Origin of the sequence: Pseudomonas boreofloridensis (assembly GCF_030580795.1) — a bacterium.
GTDB classification, from domain to species: Bacteria; Pseudomonadota; Gammaproteobacteria; order Pseudomonadales; family Pseudomonadaceae; genus Aquipseudomonas; species Aquipseudomonas boreofloridensis.
Genome location: NZ_JAUQOQ010000003.1, coordinates 233,309 through 247,207, shown reverse-complemented (window position 1 = coordinate 247,207; position 13,899 = coordinate 233,309). Strand labels below are relative to the sequence as shown.

At 63.9% G+C, this 13,899-nt stretch carries 14 protein-coding genes; 4 read left to right on the top strand and 10 right to left on the bottom strand.

Annotated elements, in window-relative coordinates:
* Positions 1 to 187 precede the first annotated feature (187 nt).
* On the top strand, positions 188 to 901 hold the full coding sequence (locus tag Q6A47_RS05330; RefSeq protein ID WP_304483387.1) for a UTRA domain-containing protein: 714 nt from the start codon (positions 188 to 190) through the stop codon (positions 899 to 901).
* Between the two features lie 6 nt (positions 902 to 907).
* Here the strand turns inward: Q6A47_RS05330 and Q6A47_RS05325 are convergent, their stop codons facing one another.
* From Q6A47_RS05325 to minC, 7 genes are all read right to left on the bottom strand, one after another.
* Positions 908 to 3,067: a mechanosensitive ion channel family protein gene (locus tag Q6A47_RS05325; RefSeq protein WP_304483386.1), complete on the bottom strand. Its 2,160-nt coding sequence runs from the start codon at positions 3,065 to 3,067 to the stop codon at positions 908 to 910.
* A gap of 44 nt (positions 3,068 to 3,111) precedes the next feature.
* On the bottom strand, positions 3,112 to 3,279 hold the full coding sequence (locus Q6A47_RS05320; RefSeq protein ID WP_162889552.1) for a hypothetical protein: 168 nt from the start codon (positions 3,277 to 3,279) through the stop codon (positions 3,112 to 3,114).
* Between the two features lie 117 nt (positions 3,280 to 3,396).
* Complete coding sequence (locus Q6A47_RS05315; RefSeq protein ID WP_039579334.1) at positions 3,397 to 4,686, bottom strand: M18 family aminopeptidase; 1,290 nt, start codon at positions 4,684 to 4,686, stop codon at positions 3,397 to 3,399.
* Between the two features lie 125 nt (positions 4,687 to 4,811).
* Complete coding sequence (locus tag Q6A47_RS05310; RefSeq protein ID WP_304483383.1) at positions 4,812 to 5,447, bottom strand: RluA family pseudouridine synthase; 636 nt, start codon at positions 5,445 to 5,447, stop codon at positions 4,812 to 4,814.
* Positions 5,448 to 5,583: 136 nt separating this feature from the next.
* Positions 5,584 to 5,838 (bottom strand): cell division topological specificity factor MinE, encoded by a 255-nt coding sequence (gene minE / locus Q6A47_RS05305; protein WP_021782476.1) that lies wholly within the window; start codon positions 5,836 to 5,838, stop codon positions 5,584 to 5,586.
* A 3-nt stretch (positions 5,839 to 5,841) separates the two neighbouring features.
* On the bottom strand, positions 5,842 to 6,654 hold the full coding sequence (gene minD / locus Q6A47_RS05300) for a septum site-determining protein MinD (protein ID WP_028634667.1): 813 nt from the start codon (positions 6,652 to 6,654) through the stop codon (positions 5,842 to 5,844).
* Between the two features lie 93 nt (positions 6,655 to 6,747).
* The gene (gene minC / locus Q6A47_RS05295; RefSeq protein WP_029611969.1) at positions 6,748 to 7,503 is read right to left on the bottom strand and encodes a septum site-determining protein MinC; all 756 of its coding nucleotides are present in this window, start codon (positions 7,501 to 7,503) and stop codon (positions 6,748 to 6,750) included.
* A 111-nt stretch (positions 7,504 to 7,614) separates the two neighbouring features.
* Between minC and Q6A47_RS05290 the strand changes: the two genes are divergently transcribed.
* Positions 7,615 to 8,550: a lipid A biosynthesis lauroyl acyltransferase gene (locus Q6A47_RS05290; RefSeq protein ID WP_304483377.1), complete on the top strand. Its 936-nt coding sequence runs from the start codon at positions 7,615 to 7,617 to the stop codon at positions 8,548 to 8,550.
* A gap of 24 nt (positions 8,551 to 8,574) precedes the next feature.
* Complete coding sequence (locus Q6A47_RS05285) at positions 8,575 to 9,729, top strand: patatin-like phospholipase family protein (protein ID WP_304483376.1); 1,155 nt, start codon at positions 8,575 to 8,577, stop codon at positions 9,727 to 9,729.
* A gap of 80 nt (positions 9,730 to 9,809) precedes the next feature.
* On the opposite strand, the gene Q6A47_RS05280 is transcribed toward Q6A47_RS05285, so the two are convergent.
* Both Q6A47_RS05280 and Q6A47_RS05275 read right to left on the bottom strand, forming a co-directional pair.
* The gene (locus Q6A47_RS05280) at positions 9,810 to 10,625 is read right to left on the bottom strand and encodes an MlaA family lipoprotein (RefSeq protein WP_029611966.1); all 816 of its coding nucleotides are present in this window, start codon (positions 10,623 to 10,625) and stop codon (positions 9,810 to 9,812) included.
* Positions 10,618 to 11,916: an alpha/beta fold hydrolase family protein gene (locus tag Q6A47_RS05275; RefSeq protein WP_029611965.1), complete on the bottom strand. Its 1,299-nt coding sequence runs from the start codon at positions 11,914 to 11,916 to the stop codon at positions 10,618 to 10,620. Before Q6A47_RS05275 ends, Q6A47_RS05280 begins: the two co-directional genes overlap by 8 nt.
* Before the next feature lie 225 nt (positions 11,917 to 12,141).
* On the opposite strand from Q6A47_RS05275, the gene Q6A47_RS05270 reads away from it, so the two are divergent.
* A complete protein-coding gene (locus Q6A47_RS05270; RefSeq protein ID WP_304483373.1) occupies positions 12,142 to 12,522 on the top strand; it encodes a hypothetical protein in 381 nt (126 codons plus the stop codon).
* Positions 12,523 to 12,541: 19 nt separating this feature from the next.
* On the opposite strand, the gene Q6A47_RS05265 is transcribed toward Q6A47_RS05270, so the two are convergent.
* Complete coding sequence (locus tag Q6A47_RS05265) at positions 12,542 to 13,858, bottom strand: MFS transporter (protein WP_304483371.1); 1,317 nt, start codon at positions 13,856 to 13,858, stop codon at positions 12,542 to 12,544.
* Positions 13,859 to 13,899 lie beyond the last annotated feature (41 nt).

Here is a 13,899-nt window from a genome sequence, read left to right as displayed (position 1 = left end):
AGGCGGGATCGGCTTTCCCTGGGTAACAAGGCCTGAATGCCGGCCCTGGATTGACGGGCCCCTGACAGGTTCAGGGGGCGCTGGGCGACGGGCTTGTCACAGGATGTTCACGCGCGCTGCCTACGCTGACAGCCAACGCCCACCTGCCCTTTGTTGGGGCTGGTCTAGTCCAGATAGGTAACTTTCGATGCAGTCGACCCCCGCGCGGGCGGTAACAGCTATCTGCCATGCCTTGCAGGAGCAAATCGAGCATGGCCTGCTTGTGCCGGGTGGCAAGCTGCCGGCCGAGCGCAAGCTCAGCGATGTATTCGCCACCACCCGCATCACCTTGCGCGAGGCGCTGGTGCAACTCGAAGCCCAGGGATTGATTTATCGCGAGGAGCGCCGCGGCTGGTTCGTCGCGCCCGAGCGCCTGACCTACGACCTGATCGAGCGCAGCCATTTCCATGCCATGGTGTTGCAGCAGGGACGGGCTCCGCGCACCGAGCTGCTCTCGGCGCGTCTGCAGCCGGCGTCGGCCAGCATCTGCGCGCGCTTGCGTCTGCCAGCGCTGTCAAGCGTGGTGCGCATCTGTCGCTTGCGGCGCATCGACGGTCGGGGCGTGCTCTACGCCGAGCACTACCTGAATCCGCATCACTTCCCCGGAATACTCGAACGTGACCTGGGGCAGTCGCTCACCGAGATCTACGCCCGCGACTACGGCATTCGTTACGGCCAGGTGTGCTTCGAAATACTGCCGACCGCACTGCCGCCGGAGGCCGCCACGGCGCTGCGGGTATCCACGGGAAGTCCTGGTTTGCACATCACCCGGGTCAACAGCGATCAGCATGGGCACCTGATCGACTGTGACCTGGAGTACTGGCGGCATGACGCGATCCGTATTCGCGCCGAGGCCGGCTGATCCGGCCTAGCTGGAGGTCCCGGCACCCGCCTCAGCCATCGCCCCGCCGCCCGCCGTCACCACCTGCACCGACAGCCGCGGCGTTGCCAGGTCCAGTCCCGCCTCGTCGAGTTGGCGCTTGAGCGCCAGGTTGAACGCCCGCGACACCTCCCACTGTTTGATCGGCGCGGTCTTGAAGCGTGCACGCAGGATCGCCGAGCCGGACTCGAAGCTCTCCACGCCTTGCAACTCCAGCGGCGACCAGATGTTACGGCGCATCAGCGGATCGCTGCGCAGCTTCTGGCCGACTTCGCGGATCAGCGTGATGGCCTGGTCGATGTTCATGCTGTGCGGAATGGCCACGCGGAAGATCGCGTAGCCGAACTCGCGCGAGTAGTTCTTGATGCTCTTGATTTCACTGAACGGGATGGTGTGCACGATGCCGTCGATGTCGCGCAGGCGCACGGTGCGGATGGTCAGGCCTTCGACGGTGCCCAGGTGACCCCCGACGTCCACGTAGTCGTCGATGGCCAGGCTGTCTTCGATGATGATGAACAAGCCGGTGATCAAGTCCGCCACCAGCGACTGGGCACCGAAACCGATGGCCAGGCCGATGACACCGGCACCGGCCAGCAGTGGCGTGACGTTCATGCCCATGTTGGCCAGCGCGACGATCAGCGCGATGATGAAAATGGCCACGAACAGCACGTTGCGAATCAGCGGCATCATGGTTTGCGCGCGGGCGTTGGCCAAGCCGCGGCGCGAGCGGATGAGGGCGTGGTGCACCGCGGTATCGGCCAGGATCCATACCAGCCAGGCGGCGATCAAGGTACCGGCCAGGCCCATCAGGCGCACGCTGACGTCATGCCCCTCACCCTCGGCGAAGCTGATCATCGACAAGCCCCACACGCGCAAGCCCAGCTCGATGAACAGCAGCCAGATGAACAGGTGCGCCAACGCGTAGCCGAAGTTCTTCAGGCGCTCGGCATACACCGCCTGGCGCTTGTGGACGTTCTGCGGTTTGGCGGCATGGCGGCGCACCAGGCCGTTGAGCACCATGCACACCACCACCAGCACCGTGCACATCAGCGACTGGCGCAGGGCGGTGCTGGTGTCGCCGGCGGAGACGAAGGTGGCGAACAACGAAATGGCCACCAGAATCAGCGCCGGAACGAACCAGAAACTGCCCAGCAGCTCGATGGTGTCGCTCAGGGTACGGCGGGTCAGGCGCCGCGATAGCGGCTGGTTGCGGATCAGATGGGCGATGGGGCGGCGGAAGCGCAGGATGAACAACCCGGTGCACAGCGCGGCCAGGACGTTGGTCACCGTGGCAATGGCGTGAGCCAGGTGAGTGCCCAGGGCGGCGGTCAGGCGCGGATCGCTCATGGCCTCGCCGAAGGCGGCGAAGCTGCCGATCAGCCACAGTGGGCGGAACGCCTGATGACGCAGGATATGCAGGGCGCGGTGGCGATGCGGGCCGTCGAGCAGCGAGAAGGCGATCACACAGATGGCCGAGAAACAGGTGCCGATCACCAGCGCGTAGGCCAGTACCATGGCCAGGGATTTGCCCAGCGAAGGCGGCAGGGCGAAGCTCAGGTACACGGTAAAGATCAGTGCCACCAGCCAGGGGCCGAGTTTGCGCAGGGCAAAGCGCACCAGGTCCCAGGTGCGCGGATGCTGGGGCAGTTCTTCGGTCAGGCCGAAACGGATGCGCACGCGGTGGCCGATCCAGTTGAACGCATAGGCCAGCAGGCTCCACACGGCGATGACCGCCGCGAAGCCGAAGAGAATGGCGGGCCACTGGTGCACCGGCACCACCAGATCGGCCAATTCGACCTTGGCTTGCTCCAGTTCCTGCGACCAGCGCACGAAGGGACTGGCGTCGCCGCTGAACTGCTGCTCGAAGTCGTGCAGCGCCCCGCCGATCAGGCCCAGCACGCCCTGCTCGACGCTCGGTTGCGTCTGTTTGCTGGCGTCGCGCAGCTTTTTCAGATCGGCCAGCAGCTTGGTGCGCTGCTGGTCGTTTTCGAGGTTCTTGATCACCTCGTCGAGCGACTTGCTCAACGGCTCGGTGGCTTGGGGCTGCGCGGGCGTGCTGGAGCTCAGCAGGCCGGGCAGGCCTGCGGCCTGTACCGGGACGACGACGATCAACAGCAGCAGGGCAAGGCAACGCAGAAAGGCTGGCACCGGGAAATCTACCTCAGGTCAAACGATGGGCCGAGTGTAGAGGTTTATGCCGGGAGTTTCTCCAGGATCGTCCAGCAGGTGACGGCAAAGATGCCCAGCGTGCCGATCCACATCATCACCACGCCGATGTTGCGCTGGCGCAGGCTGAAACCCACGGTCAGCAGCAACAGGAACAGGAAGACGGGCAGGAACAACGAAAGGAAAGGCGACATGAACAGAATCCTTCTGTCTGGAAGTGTCGGTAATCGAGCCGGGAGCGGTGTTTGCCTTCACCGGCATGCCCGCTCCCAGAGCCCGATACTACACCCTGCCTGGCCGCGTGTCGGCGATCAGGGCAGTTCCCGGCTGCGGTAGAACGCCGTCAGCACTTTGACCAGATGCGCCAGGTCCTGGCTACCGCACAGTTCGCGGATCGAATGCATGGCGAAGGTCGGCAGGCCGATGTCGACGGTGCGCACGCCCAGATGGCTGGCGGTGATGGGACCGATGGTCGAGCCGCAGCCCATGTCGCTGCGCACCACGAAGCTCTGTACGGGCACTTCCTCGGCCATGCACAGGTGGCGGAAGAAACCGGCGGTCTCGCTGTTGGTGGCGTAGCGCTGGTTGCTGTTGACCTTGATCACCGGGCCGGCGTTGAGCTTGGGGCCATGGTTGCCGTCGTGCTTGTCGGCATAGTTCGGGTGCACGCCATGGGCGTTGTCGGCCGACACCAGCAGCGAGCGCTGGATGCTGCGCACGTACTCGTCGCCGTCCGGCAGCAGGCGCTGCAGGGTCTGCTCGAGCATCGGTCCGTCGGCACCGCAGGCCGAGCAGGAGCCGATTTCCTCGTGGTCGGTGCACACCAGCACGCAGGTTTCGTCGCTGTCGGCTTCGAGCAGCGCCTGCAGGCCGGCGTAGCACGACAGCAGGTTATCCAGGCGGGCGCCGGCGATGAAGTCGCCGTGCAGCCCGATGACTGCCGCGTCTTGGGTGTCGTAGAAGCTCAGCTCGTAATCGAGCACCACATCGGCGATCAGGCCATGCTCACGGGCCAGTTGTTCGGTGAGCAGAGCGCGGAAATCGACGCGCTCGTCGCCGGCCACCTGGGCCAGGATCGGCGGGAGTTCGTTCTGCGCATTGATCGCCCAGCCGTCATTGGCCCCCCGGTTGAGGTGGATGGCCAGGTTGGGAATGATGGCGATCGGCAGCTTGAAGTCCACCAGTTGGCTCTCCACCCGGCCGTCGCGGCGGAAGGTGACCCGGCCGGCCAGCGACAGGTCGCGGTCGAACCAGGGCGCGAGCAGGGCGCCGCCATAGACTTCCACCCCCAATTGCAGGAATCCGTGGCGCTGCAGCTCCGGCTGCGGCTTGACCCGCAGGCACGGGCTGTCGGTGTGCGCGCCGACCAGGCGCATGCCGCCGATCAGCGGTGAGTGCTTGCCCCGGCGCACGGCGATGATCGAGGAGTCGTTGCGGGTCACGTAATAGCGCCCGCCCGGCACCGTGTCCCAACTGTCACGCTCGTCCAGGCGCTGATAGCCCGCTGCGTCAAGGCGCTTGGCCAGGCTGGCGGTGGCGTGGAAGGGCGTAGGGGAGGCCTTGAGAAAGTCGATCAGGCCGGTGTTCAGTGCTTCACGCATAACTCACTCCAAATTCGAGCTTCAAGCGGCAAGCTGCAAGCTTCAAGCAAAGACGGTCGGCGGGGCAAGCGGTCTGCCGAGGTGCCGGCATTTTTTCTTGACGCTTGCCGCCCGCCACGGGCCGCTCAGAACGGCGCGGGGCACTCGAACTTCAACCGCTGGCCGGACACCGGATGGGTGAAGCTGAGCATCGAGGCGTGCAGGCACAGGCGGTCGTGAGCGGCCAGGGCCTCGGAATTGGCGTACAGCCGATCGCCCAGCAACGGATGGCCGATGTAAAGCATGTGCACCCGCAATTGGTGCGAGCGGCCCGTGATCGGCGTCAGCTCCACGCGGCAGTGGTCGGCGTGGCGTTCCAGCACGCGCCAGAACGTCAGGGCATGCTTGCCCTGTTCATGATCGACCACGTGACGTGGCTTGGTCGGCGGATCGTAACGCAGCGGCAGGTCGATGCTGCCGCTGTCCAAGGCCGGTTGACCCCAGCACAGTGCGGTGTAGGCTTTTTCGGTTTCGCGGTCATGGAACTGGCGCGACAGCTCGCGGTGGCTGTCCGCATCACGGGCCAGCAGGATGATGCCGGAGGTTTCCCAGTCCAGGCGATGGACGATCAGCGCCTCGGGATAGCCGTTTTCCTGGAGGCGGGTGATCAGGCAGTCCTTGTTGTCTTCGGCGCGACCTGGCACCGACAGCAGCAGGGTCGGTTTGTTGATCACCAGAATGGAAGCATCCTGATGCAGGATGTGGATGTTCGACAGCGGCATTGCGGGGTCTCTGTACAAAGCAGCGGGGCTGCGTGCGGCCCATCGCGCAATGCCTTCGCCCCTGCCGATGCTCTGGCCAAAGGCGCGGACCCCTCCCGCGATGGGCTGCAACGCAGCCCCGATGTGCTAGACCGGATCAGCGATCCGGCAGGGTGATGTTCAGCTCGAGGATCGAGCAACTGCCCTGGTTCTCCAACTCGATGTGCACATCGTCGTTGCCGATGTTCACATACTTGCGGATCACTTCCAGCAGTTCCTTCTGCAGCGCCGGCAGGTAGTCCGGTTCACTGCGTTGGCCGCGCTCATGCGCCACGATGATCTGTAGACGCTCTTTCGCTACCGACGCGCTGCTCTGTTTCTGTCTGCCACGAAAGAAGTCAAAAAGGTTCATGGTTTATTTGCTCCCGAAAATGCGCTCGAAGAATCCCTTCTTCTGTACGTCGATGAAGCGCATCGGCTTCTCTTTGCCCAGCAGGCGGTCGACGGCGTCGCTGTAGGCCTGACCGGCATCGCTCTGGTCGTCGAGGATGACCGGGATGCCCTGGTTGGAGGCCTTGAGCACCGCCTGGGATTCGGGAATCACGCCCTTGAGCTTGATCGACAGGATCTCTTCGACGTCGGCCACGCTCAGCATCTCGCCCTTGACCACGCGCTCGGGGTGGTAGCGGGTGATCAGCAGGTGTTCCTTGATCGGCTCTTCACCGTTCTCGGAACGGCGCGACTTGCTCGACAGGATGCCCAGCATGCGGTCCGAGTCACGGACCGAGGAGACCTCGGGGTTGGTCACGACGATGGCCTCGTCGGCGAAGTACATCGCCAGGTGTGCGCCTTTCTCGATACCGGCCGGGGAGTCGCAGATCACGTACTCGAACTGCTCCTTGAGCTCCATCAGGACTTTTTCCACGCCTTCCTGGGTGAGCGCGTCCTTGTCACGGGTCTGGCTGGCGGCCAGCACGTACAGGTTCTCCAGGCGTTTGTCCTTGATCAGGGCCTGCTGCAGGTTGGCTTCGCCGTTGACCACGTTGACGAAGTCATACACCACGCGGCGTTCACAGCCCATGATCAGGTCGAGGTTACGCAGACCGACGTCGAAGTCGACGATCACCGTCTTGTGGCCACGCAGTGCGAGGCCGGTACCGATGGCGGCGCTGGTGGTGGTCTTGCCCACACCCCCTTTGCCGGAAGTAACCACGAGAATCTTGGCCAAGGTGTTTCACCCCTAAATAAATGGGACCCTAAGTCCCAGCAAATGCAAAAAAGGCAACGGGAAAAGTTGCGCTTAAAATGGCGGCAGTATCCGTTAAAGACGGGTGATGTTCAACACGTCGCCGACCAGGCTCACCTGCACGCCCGAACCCCACAGCGGATCGCGGCGCAGGTCCTCGCAGACCTTGTACTGACCGGCGATGGAGACCATTTCGGCGGTCATCTGCTGGCAGAAGATCCTGGCGCGGGTATTACCTTTGATACCGGCCAATGCGCGGCCACGCATGGCGCCGTAGACATGGATGTTGCCATCGGCGAGAAGTTCCGCACCCGGGCTGACCGAAGCGGTCACCACCAGATCGCCGCCCTGTGCGTAGATCTGCTGTCCACCGCGCACGGGGCTGGTGATGATGCGCGTGGGGCGCACCTCCGGTTCGGCAGGCGGCGGCGCGGGAGCGGGCTCTGGCTTCTTCACTTCCGGTTCCGGCTCCAATGGCCGTTCACGGGCCCCGGAGGGCGGCAGCACCGGCAGGTCGATGGCAATCGCGGCGGCGATATCCTCGATGCGGCTGGCACGAATGGCCAAGGTGCGCAGGCCGTGGTGACGGCAGATGCGCATCAGTCCGGGCAGGTCGATGGCGCCTTCGTCGGCTGGCAGCTTGTCCAGCGCCAAGACCAGCGGTGTGTTGCTGAAGAAATTGGGGGCCTGCGCGACCTTCGCCGCCAATTGGCGGTCGAGGGCCTGGAGGTCGTTGCGCGCCAGTTCCAGCACTGTGATGGCGAGCATGCTGCCCTTGAGCTGGAACACGTTGGCGGAGTCGGGTGTCTGGTTGAGGCTCATGGTCTGCATAGACGACTTGTAACGGAAAAAGTGCCCTGACTTATAGCGATAAGACCGATTGGCCGCAACCTGCGGCCAAAGGTTGTAGAATGCCGGGCCTTTGTCTTACCGGAAGCTTCAATGGATCGTCCGCGGTTTCGTCCCTATTTCCTTCACCCACGTTTCTGGGCCCTGTGGTTGGGCCTTGGCCTGCTGTGGCTGGTGGTGCAGTTGCCGTATCGAGCCCTGCTGGGGCTGGGCAGCCTGTTGGGCGCGGTGATGTATCGCGTGGCCGGCGAGCGCCGGCGCATCGCGGCGCGCAATTTGGAGCTGTGCTTTCCAGAGCTGTCCAGCGACGAACGGCGCCAACTGTTGAAAAACAATTTCGCTTCCACGGGCATCGCCTTCTTCGAGATGGCCATGAGCTGGTGGTGGCCCAAAGAAAGACTGGCGCGGCTGGCCCACATCGAAGGGCTCGAGCATCTGCAGGCGGCCCAGCAGGACGGGCAGGGCGCCATCCTCATGGCGGTGCACTTCACCACGCTGGAGATCGGCGCGGCGCTGCTGGGCCAGGCCCATACCATCGATGGCATGTACCGCGAGCACGGCAACCCGGTGTTCGACTTCATCCAGCGCAGCGGTCGCGAGCGGCACAACCTCGATTCCCTGGCGGTCGAGCGCGAAGACGTACGCGGCATGCTCAAGCTGCTGCGCAGTGGGCGGGCGATCTGGTATGCGCCGGACCAGGACTACGGCACCAAGCAAAGCCTGTTCGTGCCGCTGTTCGGCATCCCCGCTGCCACCGTTACCGCCACCACCAAGTTCGCCCGGCTGGGCAAGGCACGGGTGGTCCCCTTCACTCAGAAACGCCTGGAAGATGGCAGCGGCTATCGGTTGGTGGTGCATCCGCCGCTGGAGGACTTCCCAGGCGAGACCGAAGAGGCCGACTGCCTGCGCATCAACCAGTGGGTCGAGTCTGTGTTACGTGAATGCCCGCAGCAGTACTTGTGGGCCCATCGGCGCTTCAAGTCGCGTCCCGAAGGCGCCCCGCGCTTGTACGAGAAAAAGAAACGCTGACTCCCGATAACCAGGAAGGTATCCATGGCCGCACCTCCCGTCACCGGGCTGATCCTTTCAGGCGGCGGCGCCCGCGCCGCTTATCAGGTCGGCGTGCTGGCCGGTATCGCCGAACTGCTGCCGGTGGGTGCGGCCAATCCCTTCCCGGTCATCGTCGGCACCTCGGCCGGGGCTATCAACGCCGTGACCTTGGCCAGCGGGGCCACGCATTTCGGCGATTCGGTGCAGCGCCTGACCCGCTTCTGGCAACATTTTCGCAGTCACCTGGTGCTGCGCAGCGACTGGCCCGGGGTCATCCGCCAGGCCAGTCGCTTCATTGGCCACGGCCTGCTCGGCCTCGGCCGGCAAAGCCCCGTGGCGCTGCTCGACAGCAGTCCCCTGCGTACGCTGCTGCGCGCGCATCTGGATCTCGACGGTATCGGTCGCGCCCTCGACAGCGAGCAATTGCGTGCAGTAGCGATTACCGCCTTTGGTTACCAGTCGGGCCAGGCGGTGACCTTCTACCAGGGCCGTGGCGCGATCGAGCCGTGGCTGCGGCATCGGCGTATTGGCGTGCCCACGGCCCTGAGCGTCGAGCACCTGCTGGCCAGTTCGGCGATCCCGTTACTGTTCGCGCCGGTGCGCCTGGGCGATGAGTACTACGGAGATGGCGCTGTTCGTCAGTCGGCGCCGATCAGCCCGGCGCTGCATCTGGGGGCCAGCCGCGTCCTGGTGGTGGGCGTCAGCGGTAACCCTCAGCGCCCGGCCTCGCCGGTGCAGCGCGCGCGGGTGTTCAGTGGTCGACAGCCGAGCCTGGCGCAAATTGGCGCGCACCTGCTCAACAGTACCTTCATCGATAGTCTGGAAGACGACATCGAGCTGCTGCAGCGACTCAATCACCTGAGCCATCTGATACCGAGCCATGTGGAGGGCCGGCGTCTGGGGCTGGCGCCCATCGAGGTATTGGTGGTGGCACCCAGCCAACCGCTGGACGAGATAGCCGCACGTCACCGACGGGAACTGCCTGCCGCATTGCGCCTGTTCCTACGCGGACCTGGGGCGACCAAAACCAGTGGCGCCGGGGTGCTCAGCTACCTGTTGTTCGAGGCCAGCTACTGCAGTGAATTGATCGAGCTTGGACGCAGCGATGCCTTGGCCAAGCGGCGCGAGCTGTCGCAGTTTCTGGGTTTGCCGGGCTGAGGGGGTAGCGGGCCGAATCTTGGAGAGCGACGCCACCCCTGTGATGAGCGGGGGTGGGTCGCTGGGAGGCGGCAGCCGATCTACTCGGCAATTTGCAGCTTGCGTGCCTGGGTATAGACGTAGCGGACCTTCTCGTACTCGAACGGCGAGTTGGTCTGTCCATAACGGAAGTTGGTGGAGTAGCGTCGGTCGATCGCTTTGAGCAAAGTGATTTCCGGGTGATCGCTGCTGGTTTCGGCCACGTCGAGGAAATTCGCCTCACGCTCTCCCACGTAATCCACCACCAGGCCCGTGGTATCGCGCAGGTTCGAAGGCCCGAAGATCGGCAGCATGAGGTACGGCCCTTCAGGGACGCCGTAGAAGCCCAGGGTCTGGCCGAAGTCCTCGCTCTGGCGCGGCAGCCCCATCTTGGTCGCCGGATCCCATAGCCCGCCCACACCGATCAAGGTGTTGAACATTAGCCGCGCAGTGATTTCCGCCGAGCGCTTGCCCTTGAGTTGCAGCAGGCTGTTGAACAGGTTCGGTACATCGCCCAGGTTGTTGAAGAAGTTGCTTACGCCGGTACGTACGAACTGCGGAGTCACGTAGCGGTAGCCGTCGACGGCTGGAATGAACACCCATTGGTCGAAGCGGTAGTTGAAGTGATAGATGCGCCGGTTCATCGACTCCAGTGGGTCGTAGACGTTGAGCGCGGCCAAGGTGGAGCGCTCGAATTCGCGCTGGTCGAGGCCAGGGTTGAATTTCAGCTCGCGCATCGGGTCGAGGAAGCCGTCCGACTCCACGGTCGGTGCGGCCGTCACGTCAGCCTCGATGACGCTGGTGCGCGGGGCGGTTTCAGCCGCCAGGGCGCTGGTGCTGATGAGCAGGGCGAGGGCAAGTACGAGTCTGTCAGCCACGGAAGAACTCCAGCATGTCTTTGGCGTTGACACGGTAGTTGAGGTTGCCGCAATGGCCGCCGTGTGGGTAGAGGGTCAGGCGATCGCCGAACACCTTGCGCAGGAAACCGATGTCGCCGGGGCCGAGAATGACGTCGTCGGCGTTGTGCATCACGGCGATCTTGGGGCTATCGCGCAGATAGTCGGTCAGGGCGTAGAGGCTCACCTGGTCGATCAATTGCAGCAGGTTGTTGCCGTCAGTGCGCGCTCGCCACATGGGAATGACCTGTTCGGTCAGGTAGCAATCGAAGTCGCATTGCAAGGCGCGCTTGAAGAACGGCGTCAGGCTGGTGCTTTCGGTGATTGGAAACTTCGGAGGAATGATCAGGCCGCGGCGGTTGATCAGGTCTGAGGTGAAGGCGATGTCGGCGGCGGAAAAGCGGAACGAGGTGCCGATCAGCATGGCCATCTGTTCGTTGGACAGGTGCTCGCGCGACTGCTGGAAGTCGTACAGCAGGGCGTCATTGAGGTCGACGAAGCCCTTGTCCTGGAAGTAGCGGGTGAGCTTTTCCAGCATCAGTTCATAGAAGGTGGTGCTGCGGTCGATGCCTTTGACCTGGGTCTGCACCATCTTGTCGAGGTTGTTGATCGAGGTATACAGGTTCACCGGCGGGTTGAGCAGCAGCACGCGCTTGAAATTGAAGCTGCGACGGGTTTCGTCCAGGTGGCTGACGAACGCAGCGTCCAGCGCACCGAGGCTGTAGCCGGTGAGATAGAAGTCGCTGATCGGCAGGCGCGGATGTTGGGCGCGCACGGCCTGCATGACCCGGTACAAGTCTTCGGCATCCTCGCGGCTGACGCCGGGGGTGGCGAAGCGCGAGGCGGCGCTCATGAAGTCCCAACTGGTCGGCGAGGACAGCTGCACCACGTGGTAGCCGTCCTGGTAGAACAGTTTCTTGAGGTATTCGTTGATGGTGCTGCTGTAGGGCGCGCCGGTGCCAGCGATGATGAACACCAGCGGCGCCTTGTGATCCTGACGCGCCAGGCGGTAGCGCAGCTTCTTCACCGGCCAGAAGTTGTCCGGCAGCGTGAATTCGCGCTCAGGGCGCAGCGTCAGGCTGTAGTCGGATTGGTCGATGTCGTCATCGCTTGGCAGCGTCGGACGTTGGTCCGGCGGTGTCGTGGCGATGGTCGCTTCGAACGGGTTGGTCAGCGGATAGCCGTAGGTGGCCGGATCTATGTCCCGCGCGGAAGCAGCCGCAGCCAGGAGCAGGCCGCACAGCAGGGCGACGAGGCGCAACGGTCGAAGCATGGAGAGTCCCCCAGGAGACGGCAAAGGCAGTGTGGAGCTAGGACCATCAGGATGATGGCAAAGTTGCTTGGCGCGCGATCGTTTATGGTGGCTGATGTTGCCGTGAAAGTGGCTGGCGCGGCAATGGTCGTCATTGCGATCCTGAGCAGGTGAGGGTATTGCATCTTGCGCCGTGGTTCTGGGGGATTATCCTGAGCGCCGATGACATTTTTCCCGGAGCCTTGCATGAGTCGTTCGCTGCCTGTGATTGCCCTGTTGCTGCTGCTGCCGTTATGGCTGGCGGCCAGCTACGGCGTGCGCTACGGCTTGATGGAGGACAGCCAGTGGGTGGGACTGTGCAGCGTGCCGGCCGCGCACTGGCAATGCCAGGTGCGCTCGATGCTGGGGTTGTGGATTCACTTCCAGTGGATCGGCTGGCTGGGGCTGGGGCTGGCGCTGCTCAGCCAGGTATTGTGCGGGCGCGCAGGCTGGTGGTTGGCCGTGCTGGCGCTGCTGGCCGGGCTGTCGGCCTTGGTGCTGTACACGGCCAGCCTGGCCGTGTTTGCCGTGGTGCTGGCTGGGCTGCGCCTGGTGCGCGATGCCGGCACGCGAAATCGCGCCGGCTGAGGGAACAGCTTGCGCCGCCTCAGGCGGCGGCAGGCGCGAGCATGCTGCGCCGACGTGTCAGTGCCCCTACACAGAGGAACGACGTCAGCGCCAGCGCCGAGTAGAACACCGCCAGGGGCCACCATTGGCCTGCCGCCTGCCCGGCAATCAGGGTGCCGACCATCGGCGTGGTCCCGCCGATCAGCGCGCCACAGGCTTGGTAGGCCAACGAAATGCCCGAATAGCGCTGGGCGACTGGGAACACATCGGTGATGTAGCCGGCGATCACGGCATAGAACGCCGAGGAAAACACCTTGGCCAGCGCGATGCCGAGGATGATCATCGTTCCTTGTCCGGTGGAGACGAGGCTGAACATGACGTACGGCACCAGTATGCTGATGCCCGAGGTCACCAGCAGGAAGCGACCTGCACCCACTTTGTCCGCGAGCCAGGCGGCGATTGGCTGGTTGATCAGCTGCACGAGTGCGACCACCGACAGGCATTCGAGGATCACCGAGCTCTTGATGCCCATGTATTGGGTGGCGTAGGCGATCATGAAGGTATTGGTGAAGTAGGCCGACGAGATACCGATGGTGCAGGCACCCATTACCAGCAGGATCAATGGCCAGGCATCACGGACCACGGTCTTGACCGGCGATTGCGCCGGTTGACCCTGCTGGGCCAGCGCCTCGAACTCAGGTGACTCATGCACGCCGCGGCGGATCACGAACGCCAGCAACAGCAGCACGATGCTGCCGATGAACGGCAGTCGCCAGCCCCAGGCGTACATGTCGGCCTCAGGCATCTCGGTGATGAAACGGAACACCATCAGCGACAGCACCAGCCCCGCCGGGCTGCCCAACTGGGCGAACGAGGCGTAGAAGCTCTTCTTGTCCTCCGGTGCATGCTCGCTGGCCAGCAGCACCGCGCCTCCCCATTCGCCCCCCACGGCAATGCCCTGCAGGATACGCAGGCCCACCAGCAGCACCGGTGCCCAGAAGCCCGCCTGCGCATAGGAGGGCAACAGGCCGATGCCCACCGTCGAGACGCCCATCAGCACCAGCGTCAGGATCAGCGAGTACTTGCGTCCGAAGCGATCACCCAGGTGACCGAAAATGATGCCGCCTAACGGTCGAGCGACGAAACCTACCGCCAGCGTGGCGAAGGACGACAAGGTACCGACCAGTTGGCTGCTGCCTGGAAAGAACACGTGGCTGAAGATCAGCGCCGAGGCCGTTGCATAGATATAGAAGTCGAACCACTCGATGAGGGTGCCGAGGAATGAGCCGGCGGCAGCCCTTATGGGTTGCCGGGCACGGGGCTGCGCTTGGGCGCGCGGGGTACTGGAACTGGACATCGTGGCTACCTTTGATTTGTTGTTGGCATTGTCAAAAGGAA